At 67.2% G+C, this 16,114-nt stretch carries 15 protein-coding genes; 10 read left to right on the top strand and 5 right to left on the bottom strand.

The annotated features are described in order from the left end of the window. From SB4_RS11005 to SB4_RS11020, 4 genes are read right to left on the bottom strand one after another with little or no spacing between them, the layout of a single operon-like run. Complete coding sequence (locus SB4_RS11005) at nucleotides 1–1,584, bottom strand: hypothetical protein (protein WP_153006182.1); 1,584 nt, start codon at nucleotides 1,582–1,584, stop codon at nucleotides 1–3. Beyond that, nucleotides 1,575–2,288: a hypothetical protein gene (locus SB4_RS11010; protein ID WP_082670121.1), complete on the bottom strand. Its 714-nt coding sequence runs from the start codon at nucleotides 2,286–2,288 to the stop codon at nucleotides 1,575–1,577. Before SB4_RS11010 ends, SB4_RS11005 begins: the two co-directional genes overlap by 10 nt. A 23-nt stretch (nucleotides 2,289–2,311) precedes the next feature. Further along, the gene (locus SB4_RS11015; protein ID WP_153006183.1) at nucleotides 2,312–2,665 is read right to left on the bottom strand and encodes a low molecular weight protein tyrosine phosphatase family protein; all 354 of its coding nucleotides are present in this window, start codon (nucleotides 2,663–2,665) and stop codon (nucleotides 2,312–2,314) included. Nucleotides 2,666–2,716: 51 nt separating this feature from the next. After that, the gene (locus tag SB4_RS11020) at nucleotides 2,717–3,898 is read right to left on the bottom strand and encodes a carbohydrate porin (RefSeq protein ID WP_193753799.1); all 1,182 of its coding nucleotides are present in this window, start codon (nucleotides 3,896–3,898) and stop codon (nucleotides 2,717–2,719) included. A 509-nt stretch (nucleotides 3,899–4,407) separates the two neighbouring features. Between SB4_RS11020 and SB4_RS11025 the strand changes: the two genes are divergently transcribed. Genes SB4_RS11025 through speD form a run of 8 tightly spaced genes read left to right on the top strand, consistent with a single transcriptional unit; the run spans nucleotide 4,408 to nucleotide 11,153 of the window. Next, nucleotides 4,408–5,391, top strand: coding sequence for an SPFH domain-containing protein (locus tag SB4_RS11025; RefSeq protein WP_058752599.1), 984 nt, complete (start codon nucleotides 4,408–4,410; stop codon nucleotides 5,389–5,391). 1 nt (nucleotide 5,392) lies between these two features. After that, nucleotides 5,393–6,061 carry a DUF4178 domain-containing protein gene (locus SB4_RS11030; protein ID WP_058752600.1) on the top strand — a complete coding sequence of 223 codons (669 nt, stop codon included), beginning with the start codon at nucleotides 5,393–5,395 and terminating at the stop codon, nucleotides 6,059–6,061. A gap of 10 nt (nucleotides 6,062–6,071) precedes the next feature. After that, nucleotides 6,072–7,337 carry a DUF4178 domain-containing protein gene (locus SB4_RS11035; protein ID WP_058752601.1) on the top strand — a complete coding sequence of 422 codons (1,266 nt, stop codon included), beginning with the start codon at nucleotides 6,072–6,074 and terminating at the stop codon, nucleotides 7,335–7,337. After that, nucleotides 7,337–7,501 (top strand): hypothetical protein, encoded by a 165-nt coding sequence (locus SB4_RS20015; protein WP_193753800.1) that lies wholly within the window; start codon nucleotides 7,337–7,339, stop codon nucleotides 7,499–7,501. Before SB4_RS11035 ends, SB4_RS20015 begins: the two co-directional genes overlap by 1 nt. Before the next feature lie 11 nt (nucleotides 7,502–7,512). Beyond that, nucleotides 7,513–7,719: a DUF350 domain-containing protein gene (locus tag SB4_RS11040; protein WP_058716632.1), complete on the top strand. Its 207-nt coding sequence runs from the start codon at nucleotides 7,513–7,515 to the stop codon at nucleotides 7,717–7,719. Between the two features lie 4 nt (nucleotides 7,720–7,723). After that, entirely contained in the window at nucleotides 7,724–9,241 is a 1,518-nt protein-coding gene (locus tag SB4_RS11045; protein WP_058752602.1) for a polyamine aminopropyltransferase, read from the top strand. Further along, the gene (locus SB4_RS11050) at nucleotides 9,238–10,815 is read left to right on the top strand and encodes an FAD-dependent oxidoreductase (protein ID WP_058752603.1); all 1,578 of its coding nucleotides are present in this window, start codon (nucleotides 9,238–9,240) and stop codon (nucleotides 10,813–10,815) included. Before SB4_RS11045 ends, SB4_RS11050 begins: the two co-directional genes overlap by 4 nt. After that, nucleotides 10,812–11,153: an adenosylmethionine decarboxylase gene (gene speD / locus SB4_RS11055; protein ID WP_058752604.1), complete on the top strand. Its 342-nt coding sequence runs from the start codon at nucleotides 10,812–10,814 to the stop codon at nucleotides 11,151–11,153. Before SB4_RS11050 ends, speD begins: the two co-directional genes overlap by 4 nt. On the opposite strand, the gene SB4_RS11060 is transcribed toward speD, so the two are convergent. Further along, the gene (locus tag SB4_RS11060) at nucleotides 11,150–12,283 is read right to left on the bottom strand and encodes an ROK family transcriptional regulator (protein ID WP_058752605.1); all 1,134 of its coding nucleotides are present in this window, start codon (nucleotides 12,281–12,283) and stop codon (nucleotides 11,150–11,152) included. The two genes, speD and SB4_RS11060, sit on opposite strands and share 4 nt — an antisense overlap. Nucleotides 12,284–12,392: 109 nt before the next feature. Here SB4_RS11060 and SB4_RS11065 point away from each other — a divergent pair, with 109 nt between their 5' ends. Both SB4_RS11065 and SB4_RS11070 read left to right on the top strand, forming a co-directional pair. Further along, the gene (locus SB4_RS11065) at nucleotides 12,393–14,909 is read left to right on the top strand and encodes a TonB-dependent receptor (RefSeq protein WP_058752606.1); all 2,517 of its coding nucleotides are present in this window, start codon (nucleotides 12,393–12,395) and stop codon (nucleotides 14,907–14,909) included. A 29-nt stretch (nucleotides 14,910–14,938) separates the two neighbouring features. Further along, nucleotides 14,939–16,099, top strand: a complete 1,161-nt coding sequence (locus SB4_RS11070; RefSeq protein ID WP_058752634.1) for a Ca2+-dependent phosphoinositide-specific phospholipase C — start codon at nucleotides 14,939–14,941, stop codon at nucleotides 16,097–16,099. The last annotated feature ends 15 nt before the right edge of the window (nucleotides 16,100–16,114 follow it).

The following is a 16,114-nucleotide window of genomic DNA, read 5'->3' on the forward strand; positions in this document are numbered from 1 at the left end:
TCACCATCGCGACCTCTGTTGGGCAGCGCGAGGTCGAGGCGCATGTGCACGCGGGATGGCCCCGTCCCCGGCCAGCGTCAGACGCTCGGCCAGCGGCAGCCGGTCGATGATCGCCCGCGCCTCCGCCCCGAAACCGACGAACCGCCCCGCCGCTCCTCGCCCGACCAACCCGCCACCCGCCGGCCAGATACTGTCGATACAGGTCGCGCTGCCCGCCTCGCAGTAAGGCGAGCGGAGCGCGACCCTGGCGAAATCGGCCAGCGAGGTCGCCAGCTGGGTGCGCAGAGCCGTGAAGATATTCCGGTCCGAGATGGTCAGGTCGTCCCGCGCCAGCACCCGATCCACCCGCTCGCGCAATCGTGCCGGATCGGTCGACGCCATGGTCAGCCGGATCGCGTGATACTTTACCGTCAGCCATGCGGGGTCGGTGGCCGCAACCTGCCCGGCGGCATCGACCAGCGCCGACGCTTCTCGGGGCTCAGCCAGCGCCAGGGCCGCGACCAGCCACATGGACTTGCCCGTGGCCCGCCAACGCTCCTGAGCATGGGCCAACGCCGCCTCACGGTCCTTGGGTTGCAGCGTGCGTATCCAGTCCGCCGCTTCCGGCCTGGTCGCCGCCTTGTCGCTGAGCGTCATGTAATCGCGAAAGGCCACCGCCACGTCCGACCCAGCGTCGCGCTCGCCCAGTTCACGATCGAGCCGCGTGAGAAGCGCCGCCGGGCGCTCGTGATATTCGAGGATCTGACGCATCCGCCCGACCTCGCCCCGGCCATAGGTTCCGGCCGGGGCAGCGGTCAGCCGGTCGATCGCAGCATGGGCGGCGGCGAACGCGTCGGCCCGCCGCGCGGCCAGCGCCCCGCGCAACGTGGCCCGCGCCTCCAGATAAAGCCCCGTTTTCTGCCACGGCGACGCAGGATCGCGCGCGATCGCCGCAAAGCGTTTCGCCGCTTCGTCCCATCGACCGTCATACAGCGCGATCGCCGCCAGCTGATACGCCCGGTCGGCTCGCAGCCAGGACGGCGCGGCGGGGGCAAGCGCAGGAAGCGTCACGCCCGGCGTGCTGCACGCCTGAAACACGACGTCCTGCCCCGCCAGCCAGGCGCGGACATCCGCCGACCCCGCGCCATAGCGCTTCACCCGGTCGTTGAGCGTCGCGGTCGCTGTCAGGAAGGCGTCGTCGAAACAGGTCGGGATCGTCGTGTAGTCGGGCCCCTGCCGCTCGGTCGGAACATAATAGATATCGGCCCGCGCGCCCGGCACCTGCCGCCGCGCGGTGATCCAGTCTTCCATCGTCCGGCTGGGCGGCTGTCCGCAGCAGGGGTTGGCCAGTGCGTCGGCCGCCGCCTTGCCGACACGCAAGCCGTTGAGCGCCCGCCAGTCGAGATAGAGCAAAGGGTCGCTCGCATCGGCCTTAACGATGCCGATCCGCCCTTCGGCGAGCGCGGCACGCTCCGCTGCGTCCTGCGGAGAGGACAGGACATAATGCGGGGTCGGCGGCGGCCCGCCCGAGGCGATGACCCGCGGCCCCGCCAGCGCCAGGACCAGCGCCACGCCCCCGGCCGACCACCACCCCTTCATTGCCATCCCTCGACCTCCCTGCGCACGGCCGTGAAATCCGCTGGCGTCCAACTGCGAGGATCGAACAGATAGACGCGCCGCCCCGGCGGTGCTCGCCGGACGGGCGTGTCGGTCGCGATTCCCAGAGCCGTCCGGCAGCGAGGATGACGGAAATCCCCGCCCTTCGCCAGTCGGTCCCGCATGGTCCGGTCCCCCTGCCCCATGCGAAAGACCATGGGCACGATCTCATCGGCCGGTGCCGCGTCCAGCCAGTCCTCGGTATCGCACCACGACGCCAGCGCGGTCATCGACAGACGGACGTTCGGGGGCAGACCGCGCCGGACATCGCCCAGAAGATCGAGCAACACTTGGCGCTGAGAGGCACGCACCTCGAAATCGATCTGGACCATCGGCGCGGGGATGCGCGTGGCATAATGAAGCACCGCCGCGCTCGTCCGTTGTCGAAGGGCTGGCGTCCAGCGGAGCGGCACGCGCTCGTCGATCTGGATATGGACCAGCGCGATGCCGGGCGGACGCTCGACCAGCAGCGGATGGCGACGGCCGCGCGCTACGACCTGATCACCGACCAGTTCGACAAAACCGCTCTGCACCGCCACCTCGACCGGCGGCTTCAGGAAGCGCAGGTCCTCCGGCCGCTCCCAGGCCCAGACGATCAGGGTCGAGGGTTCGGGCGGCGCGGGGCCGGAACAGCCGCTTACCAGCGCGAGCATCGCGGACAGGACGATCCGGCGGATCAGCGCCCCGCCCCCGGTGATTCGGGCAGATGCCGTCCCACCTTTGACTCCAGCAGGGCGATCAACTCGGGCTGCATGAAGGCGAAATCGTCCGGGATGTCGAGGCAGATCACCCGTTTACCGCCCAGCGTCGCGCGAAAGCGCCGCTGGAGCTTGGTCCGGTGCGCCTTTTCCATGACGAAGATCATATCGGCCCAGGCGATCGTCTCGGCCGTGACCGGATTCTCCGCGTCATGATTGGTCCCGGCCGAGTCCACCTCCAGGTCCTCGCGGCGTGCGAAGACCTGCTCGGCGGTCGGACTGCGCAGCTTGTTCTGGCTGCAGATGAACAGGACGGTGCGGATGCGCGGCATAGGCGGTCACCCTATGCCGCCGCCGTTTCGATGCAAGAACCGGCGGCGGGGTTACAGCACTTTCCAGTCCACAATCGCACGCAGCCCGACGACGACCACCCCCGGGGCATCGCGCAGCCCCGATGGGCGATGGACATACTGGACATCGGGCTGAAGCGTCAGGAAGGGCGCCACCCGGTCGCTATAGGTCAGCTCCACCATGGTCTCCGACTTCACCAGCGGCGCTTCATCGGGCGGATTGGACTGGCGATAGGCGGTGCTGATGCCAGCGGTCGCAAAGCCGAAGGAGATATGGGACTCGGGCCGCCCGGACAGGATGGCATGCCCCGCCACGCCCAGTTGCAGGCCGTCGCCGAACGGCGTCGTCAGGCCATCGGAAAAGCCCACGCGCATGAACCCGATCCAGTGCCCAGGCCGGTCCGCCTGCCCGACCAGATCACGTTCGACCAGCGCATAGACTCCGTGCGAGGCGGCGGTGTCGGCCGTGACGATTACGCCCGGTGGCACGGTGCGCGGCTGGCGATGGCTATAGGTCCATCCGCCGACGCCGATCGCGGTTCGCCCCTTCACCCCGAGTTCGGCAATGAACAGCGCCGAGCGCCGCCCGCCCTGATCGGTCGTGCCGCGCGGCGCACGGACGATGGCCGCCTGGGCATAATGATGCTTGCCGTCCAGCCGGAGCCGCATCGCCAAATCGGTCTGCGGAAAGATCGACGGACCATTGGGCCCGGTCGCCGCCAGTTCCGACCCGATGCCAAAGGCTGGGGCGATCAACTGGGACGCAGCGGCGTTGTAATAGAATTCGCTGTTCAAATCATATTTGCCGATCAGGAGGGAAGCACGATCGCCCGCGAAACGCTGCTGCACCCAAGCCTGATAGAGAAGCAGGTCGGGACTGTTGACCTCGATATTGTTGACGCCTTGCAAGGTGCTCGCGATGGCGTTGGGTCGCCCACCGGCATTGCTGAGAATGCCGACATAGGCACTTCCACCCTTCCAATGGGTCGCACGGTCCAGATCGAGCGTGGCGACGGCGTCGAGATTGTCGAGATAGCGCACGCCCCGCACACGCTTGCTGGCCCCGACCGCGATCAGATCGGCCTTATAGATCAGATCCAGGGCCAGCGGCCCTGCTTCCGGCTCGTCTTCGGAACGCGTCTGCGCCATCGCAGGGCAGGACCAGGCCGCCAAGGTCAAGGCGGCGATACAGGTGATGGATCGACGCGATGCCATCGTCATTGCTCTGGGGCGATTACGAGCGGAGATACGAGCGGAGATACGAGCGGAGGCAGGCGGGCCCCGCCTCTGCCGTTCAGGCCACGGCGCGTCCGAAGGCTTGGCCTTCCGCGTTGGCGCCGTCACGGCTCAGATCGAGCGCAACGCTTCGCCGAAGCACATTTTCTCACCTGTCATACCGCCCCCTAATGCCGCTTTCGATCGGGGCTACTCGCGTCGATCGAAGAATAGATCAGACGCAGCTATAATGACCGATGATTAATGATGGGTTCGTCGGCGGCGAATTACGTATCAACCGACATTTGGCCATCTCCGTCCGCAGCGCCGCTCTGCCGGTTCACGTCCACCGCTCAACGAACTGCAAGCACGATCAATCAAGTAACGTACCGGTCACCCCGCCTTTGGTCTGCGCCGAGCATCGTTGCCGTCTAACCATCCGGGTCGAGGCGGATATTGCTTTCGTCGCCCAACCGGCTAGCGTGCCGCCCACGGGGGGTAGCATACGCATGGGTCTGTTCGATTTTCTGAGCAAACAGTTCATCGACGTGATCGATTGGGTCGAGGCAGCGGACGATCTCGCCCTTCGTTATCCCATGCGCGACCATGCGATTCAGAACGGCGCATCGCTGACCGTGCGCGACGGACAGATCGCCTTTTTCTATGACGAAGGCCGGATCGCCGATGCGTTTCAGCCGGGGCAACACACGCTGGAAACCGGCAACCTGCCGGTGCTGACCGCGCTGATGAACTGGGACAAGGGCTTTGTCTTGCCGCTCAAGGCCGACCTCTATTTCTTCACCATGCGCGAACATGGCGGGCTGAAATGGGGCACGGCGCAACCGATCACGGTGCGCGACAAGGATTATGGTCCGATCCGGGTCAGGACCTTCGGCAGCTATTCGTTCCGCGTCGCCGATGTGCCCCGGTTCAAGGCGACGGTGATGGGTACGCTGGAGCATGTCCGCGTCGGCGATGTCGAGCCGCAACTGCGCGGCGCGATCACCACCGCCATCGCCAGCGAGCTCGGGCGCGCCGAGATCGCCTTTGTCGATCTGGCAGGCGACCAGCAGGCGCTATCGGAGCGGCTGCGCCACGCCGTCGCCCCCGCCTTTGCGCAATGGGGGCTGGAGGTCGCGAGCTTCTTCGTCGAAAGCGTATCGCTGCCCGATGAAGTGCAGGCGCATTTCGACAAGGCGAGCGCGATGCGGGTCGTCGGCGACCTCGACCGCTATGTCCGCTTCCAGACCGCCGACGCGATCGACACCGCTGCGGCCCAGGGCGGCGGTATGGCGGGAATCGGCGCGGGCGCGGCGGCCGGGGCCGCGCTGGGCCAGGCAATGGCTTCGGGCCTGGGTGCGCCAGCCGCCGCCGCGCCTGTGGAAGATCCGTTCGCGCTGATCGAAAAGCTGCACAAGCTGCATGTCGCCGGCGCGCTGAGCCAGGAGGAGTTCGAGGCCAAGAAGGCTGCGTTGCTCGCCAAGATCGGCTGACATGACCGAATTCGCCTGTCCCCAATGCGGCGCGCCCGTCGTGTTCCGCTCGTCGTTGCCCTCGCGCGTTTGCGACTATTGCCGCAGCCTGCTGGTGCGCGATGGCGACGATCTGCGCCGCGTCGGTCAGGTCGCGGCGGTGCCCGAGGACGTCAGTCCGCTGCAACTCGGCGTGCGGGGACGGTTCGACGGCCATGGCTTCGAGCTGGTCGGACGTGTCCGCTGGCGTTGGACGGACGGGACGTGGAACGAATGGTATGCTGCCGTCGATGATGGCCGCTTCTGGTGGCTGGGCGAAGCGACGGGCCGCTACATGCTGCTCGCCCCCGCAAGCGGCGACGCGGAACAGAACGCCACCTATCGCAGGATCGCGAACGACAGAGAGCCGGAGGTCGGCGAGCAGTCCCGTATCGGTAGCACACAATACAGTGTGGTCGATGTCCGCTATGTCGAATGCGTCGCCAGCGAGGGCGAACTGCCGATATCGACCCCGAGCGGCAGCAAGGCGCTGAGCGTCGACCTGGCCGCATCGGACGGCCGCTGCGCCACGATCCAGCGCGATGGCACCGGGACCACCCTCTATAGCGGCCGCTACGTCACGCTCGCCGAGATCGCCGCCACCGGCCTGCGCCGCTTCGATGGCTGGCCGATGCCGGGTTACGCGGCGTGAGGATGGGGCAATGACCGACACGGTGCGCGCCGTTACCTGCCCGCGTTGCGGCGGCACCATCGCGTTGCGCGCGGCGGGGTTGAGCGTGTCGCTGGTCTGCGAGCATTGCGGCACCACGCTCGACGCGACGTCCGACGATGTGCGCGTCATCACCGCCGCGCGGCAGGCGATGCACCAGCCCGCCATCGCGCTCGGCAGGCGGGGCACGCTGCGCGGCGAGCAATGGGAAGTGGTCGGCTATCTCGAGCGGACCGACGGCTATCAGGGTTGGCAGGAATATCTGCTGTTCAATCCATATCTCGGTTATCGCTTCCTGGTCGATGACGGCCGCTGCTTCAGCCTGGGGGTGCTGATCGATCGTATGCCTGACCCGGCATTCGACGGGTACGCGCTGGACCGTGCGCGCTATCGCCGCTTCGGCGCCGGGTACGCGGCGTCGGTCACCTTCGTCGTCGGCGAATTCTATTGGCGCGTCAGGGTGGGCGAGCAGGTCCATGTGACGGACTATGTTCGCCCCGGCGCGATGCTGACCTGCGAGGAGAATAGGCAAGAGCGGAGCTGGACGCTGCTGACCCTGCTGGGCGTCGGCGAGGCGGAAGAGGCGTTCGGCCTGGAACCTCGGCCAAGACCCTCGGGGGTCACGCCGTCACCGCACGAGCCCTCGCCCCATCTGCGCCCGTTGCGCGAGGCGGCGTTCGCCTTCGCCGCCGCTGTGATGGCGCTGGTCGCGGTGCTGATAGCCCTGGGCCAACCGAGCCGGACGCTCCTGACCCAGACGATCGAACTGACGCAGGATGCTCCGCCGGTCGAACGTGTCGTCGCCACCCTGTCCCTGCCCGCCGCGTATAACCGGATCACGGTCGACGCCCGCGCGGATACGCTGTCCAACAGCTGGGTCGACTTGGATTATGCGCTGGTAGATCGGCGCACCCAGCGCAGTTTCGACACCTATGCCCTGGCCGAGCGCTATAGCGGCACCGATTCCGACGGCAGCTGGAGCGAAGGCGACCGTTCGCCGAATACCAGTTACGCCAGCATTCCCGGTGGCACCTATGACCTGGTGGTCGAGGCCGCGGTCCATGGCTGGACCGGCGCGCAATCGCCACCCGTCGCGTGGCAGACGGTCCCGGTCACGATCCGCGTGACGTCGGGCGGCAGCTTCGCCGGGCCGATGATCCTGGCGCTGATCGCCCTGTCGCTATGGCCGGGCCTGCTGGCAATCCTTCACTTCGCGTTCGAACAGCGGCGGATCGCGCCGGTCAAGGGAGACGATTGATGCGGCTGAGCACGATCCTCTATGCCCTGTTCTGCCTGGGCGTCGTCGCCCTCTTCACGCTGGCCGTGATGCGCAGCTACTCGCCCTTCGCCGACAGCCATCCCGGCGGCGGCGCTCGGGCGTCGGGCGGCGTTCGCGGCGCGCATGGACCCACCCACAAATGACGGAGCAAGGAATGCTGTCCACCACCGTGCTGCTCGCGACCCTGCTCTATGCCGGGCTGGGAGTGCTGATCTTCGCCGTCGGTTTCTGGATCTGGGACCGGCTGACGCCCGCCGATCTGTGGGGCGAAATCTGTCGTGGGAACCAGGCGGTCGCGATCTTCAGCGGGGCGATCGCCATCGCCATCGCGATCATCATCGGCGCCGCGATCCACGGCTGATCCCATGTCCCAAACCGTGCCGCCACCGCGCGCGGGCGCGGCCCTGTTGCTGTCCGCCTTCGTCGTCGCGACCTGCGGCCTGGTCTATGAACTGCTGGCAGGAACGCTGGCCAGCTATCTGCTGGGCGACAGCGTCACGCAATTCTCGACCGTGATCGGCACCTATCTGTTCGCCATGGGCATCGGATCGTGGTGCTCGCGCTATGTCCGACGCGACGAGCTGGCGGTGTTCGTCCGGGTCGAGATACTGGTCGCGGTGATCGGCGGCTGCTCGGCGGCGCTGTTGTTCCTGCTGTTCGACCGGGTGGCCGATTTCCGCCTGCCGCTTTACGGCATCGTGCTGGCGATCGGCACGTTGGTGGGCCTGGAAATCCCGCTGCTGATGCGCATCCTGAAGGACCGGCTGGAGTTCGGCGATCTCGTCTCGCGCGTGCTGACCTTCGACTATATCGGCGCGCTGGCGGCCTCTTTGCTGTTTCCGCTGCTGCTGGTGCCGAAGCTGGGGCTGATCCGCACGGGCTTCCTGTTCGGGCTGTTCAACGTCGCGGTCGCCATCGCGCTGATCCTGCGGCTACCGGGGCGACGGCTTCGCGGCGAGCTGGCGGTGGCCATCGCCGTCGCGTTCGGCCTGCTGGCCGGTTTCCTCTGGTCGGAGCGGTTGCAGCGGACGGCCGAGATCGCCGCCTATGGCGATCCCATCGTCTATGCCGCCTCCACCCCCTATCAACGGATCGTCATCACCAAGCGGCGCGACGATCTGCGCCTGTTCCTGAGCGGAAACCTGCAATTCTCGTCCCGCGACGAATATCGCTATCACGAGGCGCTGGTCCATCCCGCGCTGAGCCGAGTGGCGGCCTTGCGTGACGTGCTGGTGCTGGGCGGCGGCGATGGGCTGGCGGTGCGCGAGATCCTGAAATATCCCGGCGTCCGGTCGGTGACGCTGGTCGACCTGGACCCCGCCATGACCGCGCTGTTCCGCAACAGCGCCATGCTGTCGGCGCTCAACGCCCATGCCTTTTCCTCGCCAAAGGTGCATGTCGTCAATGCCGACGCCTTTCGCTGGCTGCGCGACAATCGGCGGCGTTTTGATGCGGCGATCGTCGATTTTCCCGATCCGACCAATTTCTCGCTGGGCAAGCTCTACACGGTCAGCCTCTATCGTGAGCTGGCGCGCGCGCTGAGCCCCGGTGCGGTGGTGAGCGTGCAGAGCACCTCGCCCCTCGTCGCGCCCCAGGCCTTCTGGACGGTGGCGACGACCATGGAGGCGGCGGGCTTCGCGACGCGCGGCTATCACGTCTATGTGCCGAGCTTTGGCGAATGGGGTTTCGTGCTGGCGGGCTTGGGCGCGCTTCCGGCGGCGGGGCCGCTGCCCGCGGGCCTGCGCTTCCTCGACCCGACGACCGAGCGGCTCGCCTTCGCCTTTCCGCGCGACATGGCGCGGCGGCCGGTCAGCGTGAACCGGCTGGACAATCAGGTGCTGGTCCGCCGATTCGAGGAAGAATGGGCGAAGGTCGAGGGATGAGGCTGACCCGCCGTACGCTGATCGCCGGGGCGGCCGTCGCCGGGTTGCTCGACGGATGCGCGCATCCGGCCATGGCGGGGGAGCTGGGCGGGGCCGATCTGGCGCGCGGCCACCGACTGCGCGACGGTGGCTTTCCCGAACCCTCCAGCGAGCTGCATACCGATATCGCGATCATCGGCGGCGGCATCGCCGGGCTGTCGGCGGCCTGGACGCTGGCCGACGCGGGAGTCGCGTTTCGCCTGCTCGAATTGGAGGACGAAACCGGCGGCAATGCCCGTGGCGGGCGCAATAGCGTCTCCGCCTATCCGCTGGGCGCGCATTACCTGCCCATTCCCAACCCGGAAGCGACGCGCGTCATCGCGCTGCTGGAGCGGCTGGGGATCATCACCGGCTGGCAGGATGGCAAACCGGTCTTCGACCCCTATCAAGTCGTCTCCGCGCCCGAGGAACGGCTGCTGCGGCTGGGCCGCTGGCACGAGGGACTGGTGCCCGGCACCGCGCTCAGCCCCGAGGACCGCCACGACATCACCGCCTTCTTCGCCGCGATGAAGGTGTTTCGCGACCGTCGCGACGATGGCAGGCCCGCCTTCGCCATACCCATGGCGCTGAGTTCGACCGCTGCCGACCTGAAGGCACTCGACCGGATCAGCATGACCCAGTGGCTGGACCGGCAGGGATGGCGCTCGCGCGTGTTGCGCGATCATGTCCGCTATGCCTGTCGCGACGATTACGGCACCGAGCCCGATCAGGTCTCGGCTTGGGCGGGCATTCATTATTTCGCCAGCCGGCGTGGGACCGCCGCCAATGTCGATGGCGACCTGGTGCTGACCTGGCCAGAGGGGAATGCGCATCTGGCCCGCGCTATGGCGGCGCGTGTGCGCGGGTCGATCGAGACCGGGCGGATCGTCTGGCGGGTGGAGCGTCAAGGCGACGGGGTGGTGGTCGACAGCCATGACGTGGCCAGCGGCCGCACAACCCGGCTGCACGCCCGCGCCGCGATCCTGGCGACGCCGCGCTTCGTTACGGCCCGGCTGGTGAAGGACGTGGATGCGACCGGCTTTCGCTATGCGCCGTGGATCGTCGCCAATGTGACCGTCGATCGGCCGCCGGAAGGTCCGGGTTTCGACCTGGCCTGGGACAATGTGTCGGCGACCAGCGAGTCGCTCGGCTATGTCGTCGCGACGCATCAGTCCTTGGCGACGGCCCCCGGCGCGACCGTGCTGACCTGGTACATGCCCTTGTCACGCATGGCCCCCGCCTCCGCCCGCAGGCTGATGCTCGAACGGCCGCTCGCCGCGTGGCAGGACATCGTGCGGGACGACCTGCTGGCGACCAATCCCGATCTGGCCGGCGCGATCCGGCGGATCGATGTCTGGCGCTGGGGCCATGCGATGATCCGACCCGAACCCGGCTTCATCTGGGGCGAGGCGCGTCGCCACGCCGCCCGGCCGCAGCCGCCCCTGTTCTTCGCCCATTCCGACCTGAGTGGCTTCTCGATCTTCGAGGAAGCCCATCACCACGGCGCGGAAGCGGCCGAGCAGGCACTCGCATCGATCCGGGGTGGCCGGGCATGAACCAGGCGGGCACGCACCTGATCGCCGACCTCTATGGCTGTCGGGGCCTGGACGACATGGCGCTGATCGAGGACACGCTGCGCGCCGCCGTCCGCGCGATCGGCGCGACGTTGATCGGACTGCATCTCCACCCCTTTGGCGAGGGACAAGGGATTACCGGCGTCGCGATGCTGGCGGAATCGCATATGACGATCCATTCCTGGCCGGAGACCGGCTATGCGGCGATCGACATCTTCGTCTGTGGCCAGGGTCACGACCTGGACCGGGGCATCGCGCTGATCGCCGACGCGCTGGGGGCCGATCGGGAGGTCCTCACCCGCATCCAGCGCGGCGCTTAATCGACGGCGACCGAGAAGCTCTCCGCAATGCCCGCGCTCGCCAGGATGGGGAGGAGCGCGGCGCCCAGCACCGTTGCCTTCTCTCCGATCGCCGACGCCCGGATCGCCGGGCGACCCAGCTCGTCATACCAGGGCCGGTCGGACAGCAGCAACGCCAGTTGCTCGCGGATCGGCTGGGGCAAGGGGCCGGAGAGGATGATCTCGCCCGGATCGAACCAAGCCAGCGCGTTACTGATGACCGGATCAAGCTGAGCCGCCGCGCGCCGGGTCCAGCTCGCCACCGTTTCGTTATCAGCGGCGATCAGTGGGGCGACGTCGTCCGCCGAGCGCACCTCATGCCCGGCCGCGCGCAGGCATCGCAGCAGATCGACGGTGCTGGGACGGGGACGGTCGCCCGGGAAGAGCAGTCCGATCTCGCCGACATTGCCATGCTGTCCCTTGGCGAGCCGCCCATTCTCGATCACGCCCGCACCGATGCCATGGCCGAACAGGATGACCAGTGCCGAGCGGCACCGCTGCGCGACCCCGGCCAGATAGAAATCGGCCAGGGCGGCGGCATTGGCGTCGTTCTCGATCCACACCGGCAGCGCCAGCGCATCGCCGATTACCGCCTGCAAATCGATGTCCCGCCAGGTCGGCAGATTGGGCACGGTCAGCCAATGGCGGCGATCGGTCACCGCCTTGGGCCCCGGCACGCCGACGCCGCACCCGATCAGCCGCCGCCCGAGCAGGTGATGACGCTCGACCAGTTCGTGCACGATCCGCCGGACCTGCCGGGCGAAGACCTCGGGACCGGTATCCTCGAATGCCTCCCGCACTGAGGCGATCGGCGAGCCGTGAAAGTCGACCAGCGTCACGTCGACCGCGCCGTGATGGGGTGCTGCACCGATCGCATAGCCCGCGTCGCGCGCGATCTGCAGTGGTACGGAGGGGCGGCCGCGAGCAGGCGAGCGCAGGCTTTCCGCCTCCTCGACCAGACCCATGGCCATAAGGTCGCGCGCCATCGCGGTCATCGCTGCCGGGCTGAACCCCAGGTTGCGCGCCAGGTCCAGGCGCGACGCCGCGCCCTTGACCCATAGCGAGTGCACGACGCGCTGCTGCGCCCGGTCAAGTTGGAAATTCGTCCTCACGGGCCAGCGCCTATCGGCTGTTCGCGACGCTTTTATTTATTTTTGCATAAATAATAAAATTCGTCACAAAGCGCAGCGAAAGGCCCGCCATCTCATCCGGGGGCTTTCCATGACCAAGCAGCATCTTCTGACCACCGCAGGCCTTGTCGCGCTCAGCGCTCTGGCCGCCACGCCCGTCCAGGCGCAACAGGCGCCCCAGGCCTCGGCCGCCACTACCGCCGAAACCGGCGACACGCCCGCCGAGCAAAGCGGCGACATCGTCGTCACCGGCTCGGCCCGTGCCGAGCGTCGCTTCGACGTCGCCTATGCCGTCAACAGCCTGTCCCAGACCGACATCCAGAAGATCGCGCCGCTCAACACCGCCGACCTCTTGGGCAACGTGCCGGGCATCCAGGTTGAGGCGACCGGCGGCGAGGTGCAGAACATCACCCGCGTGCGCGGCATTCCGACCGATCGCGGTTATCTGTATTTCCAGCAGGACGGCCTGCCGCTCTATCAGGAAATCGACGGCTTCTTCTTCAATGCCGGCGAAGGCATGAACCGCTACGACCTGATGACCGAGCGGATGGAAGTGGTGCGCGGCGGCCCGGCACCCATCTACGCCAGCGACGCCGCCGCCATCGTCAACAACATCACTGTCACCGGCACCGCCACTACGCGCGGCCGTGCGCAGCTGACGCTGGGTGATACCGGCCTCTATCGCTTCGACACCTATCAGGCCGGGCCGCTGGGCGAGAACACCTATTATGCAGTCGGCGGCTTCGTCCGTTATCATGACGGCTATCGCGACAACGGCTTCCCCAATGATCGCGGCGGCCAGATTCGCGCGAACATCAAGCACGACTTCTCCAACGGCTTCTTCAAGCTGAGCGCGCAGTTCGTCGACGACCACAATGTCTTCTACCTGCCGATCCCGACCAACGACCCGCGCAACCCGTCGGTCTCGCTCAACCCCTATATCGACTATTTCACGGGCACGATGAACTCGCCCGCGCTGCGCAACGTGGCGATCACCTTCCAGAATGCGGGCGGTGGGCTGACCACGCTGCACCGCGATCTCGCCAATGGCCGCTATATCCGCTTCGGCAACCTCGCCTTTACCTATCAGGCGGAGTTCGACGACTGGACCGTCTCGCTGAAGTCGGGCGCGACCATCGGCAAGAACAGCTTCGACGCCTTTTACTCGACGACCAATCCGGCCGACGGCAACACTTTCGCCGCCAGCTATCTGAACGCCGCGCGTACCGCCTTCGGACCGTCGGTCACGCAGATGGGCTATGCCATTGCCGGCACGAATGGCGCGACCACCTACGATCCGTACGGCGCGTCGGGCCTGGTCATGTCGGGCCAGTATCGTGCGGTCGAATCGAATTTCTACTCGGGCCAGGCCGACTTGAGCGTCACGCGCCAGTTCGACACGCCCATCGGCCGTCACGACGTGAAGGCGGGGCTGTACGGTTCGCTCTGGGGCCAGAGCGTCCTCCAGGCCTATCAGGATTATCTGATCGAGGTGCGCGGCAAGCCCCGGACGCTGGACCTCTTCGCCTATAACGCGAACGGCGCGATCGTCGGCAGCGTGACGCAGAACGGTGTCCTGCGCGACACGACCACGCTCAATCGCGGCAATGTCGATGCACGGATGGCCGCCATCTATGCCAACGATACCTGGGACGTGACCGACCGGCTGCGCGTCGATGCGGGTATCCGCCACGAATGGTATGGCTATGCGGGATATGCGGCGTTGACCACGAGCGCCAATCTGGGTGACCCGACGACGCTGGCCGACAACAACACCCGCGCCTTCACCGGCTCGGCGATCCGCAACCGCTACACGCCGCAGGCGACCAACTGGACCGCGGGTGTCAATTACGACCTGACGCGTCATTTCGGTGCCTATGCCCGCATCTCGCAGCTGGAAATCCCGACCAGCTCGACCACGGTGCTCAGCACCGCGCCGGTCGCCATCGCGTCCAAGGCGCGGCAATATGAGGTCGGTTTGAAGGCGGTGTCGGGCGGTTCGTACCTGTACCTGACCGGCTTCTACACCAAGTTCGATCCGCTCAACGCCAGCTTCACCGCCTATAACCCGGTGACCGGCCGCAACGACCAGCCGGTGACCTTCATCGGCACGGCCGTGACCAAGGGGATCGAGGCGGACGGCCGTCTGGCCTTCGGCCGCACCTTCTCGCTCGCCGGGTCGGTCACGGTCGGCGATCCGCAGTACAAGAACCTGGTCAACAATGTCGGCGCGGACCCCAGCGCGGTGAACGGCAAGCAGATCATTCGTGAGCCCAAGCTGTATGGCCATGTCCGTCCGACCGTCGATTTCGACATCGGCACGACCCACGTCTCGCTCTACGGCAGCTATGAATATACCAGCCAGCGCTACACCGACTTCTTCAACCAGACCGCCCTGCCCGCCTTTGGCAGCTTCGGCGCGGGCGTGATGGTGACGAACGGGCCGTGGCTGGTGCAGGTGGTCGCTGACAATCTGACCAACGCGCACGGCCTGACCGAGGGCAATACCCGCACCGACTCGCTGACCGGTCAGGGCAACGCCACCGCCATCTATGGCCGCCCCGTCTTTGGTCGCAACGTCCGCCTGGTCGTGAGCCGCTCGTGGTGACGGGACGCCTGATCCTCGCCGTCGGTGCCATGGCACTGGCGGCGGTAGCCATGGCCCAGTCCGCCCCGCGCCCGGCCGACGAGACTTTAAAGCTGAACCAGATCCAGGTCGTCGGCACGCACAACAGCTACGCCTTGCCCGCCGACCCGCGCGTGATGGCGATGATGGCACCGCGCATTCGGGCTCGGTTCACGCACCCCCCCGCCAGTCTCTCGCCCGAGCAGCGCGCCGCGCTGGCCGACGAGCATCCCGGCGGCCTCGCCGATCCGATGGACGCTTTCGGCTATATCCAGATGCCGCTGGAGGCTCAGCTGGCGAGCGGCGTGCGCAGCGTCGAGCTCGACCTGCAACCCGACCCCAAGGGCGGCCTCTATGCTGACCCAGCACCCTATCGCGCCCTCGCCGCACGTGGCGAGAAGGACCTGAAAACCATCGATCGCGACGCATTGCGCGAGCCGGGGCTGAAGGTGTTCCACGTCGCCGATCTCGACTTTCGCAGCCAGTGCCCGACCTTCCGCTCCTGCCTGACGCTGCTGCGCCAATGGTCGGATGCGACGCCGGGGCACAGCCCGGTCTTCGTGCTGCTCGAGCCCAAGCTCAGCGGCGCGGGCGAGCGCAGCGTCGCGCCTTTCGACGCCGACGCCTTTGCCGAAGTCGACCGCTCGATCGCCGAGATCATCGGGCGCGACCGGGTGGTGACGCCCGACGACGTGCGTGGGACAATGCCGACGCTGGAAGCCGCCGTGCTGGCCAAGCGCTGGCCCACCCTGGCGCAGGCGCGTGGCAAGTTCTTGTTCCTGTTCCTGGTGCCGGGAATGAACTTCGCCGCCTTCGCCCCCTATCTCGACGGGCATCGCTCGCTGGAGGGGCGCATGGCCTTTGTGCAGGGCAAGCCGGGCATGGCGCACACCGCCTTCCTGCTCTTCGACAATGCCCTCACCCGCCAGGCCGATATCCGCGCCGCCGTCGCCAAGGGCTATTTGGTGCGCACCCGCGCCGATATCGACACAGCCGATGCCCGGCGCAACGATCCTGCCCGGCGCGAAGCGGCGCTGGCCTCTGGCGCGCAGATCGTGTCTACGGACTATTTGACGACGCCCAATGTTCATGGGACCGACTATCATCTCGCGCCCTTTGCCGGCGGGTGGCGGTGCGATGCCGTGACCAGCCCTTGCCCCGTGTCACGCTGATACCTCGGGAGATCG

It is taken from the genome of Sphingomonas sanguinis (genome assembly GCF_001476905.1).
In the GTDB taxonomy this organism is placed as follows: domain Bacteria; phylum Pseudomonadota; class Alphaproteobacteria; order Sphingomonadales; family Sphingomonadaceae; genus Sphingomonas; species Sphingomonas sanguinis_B.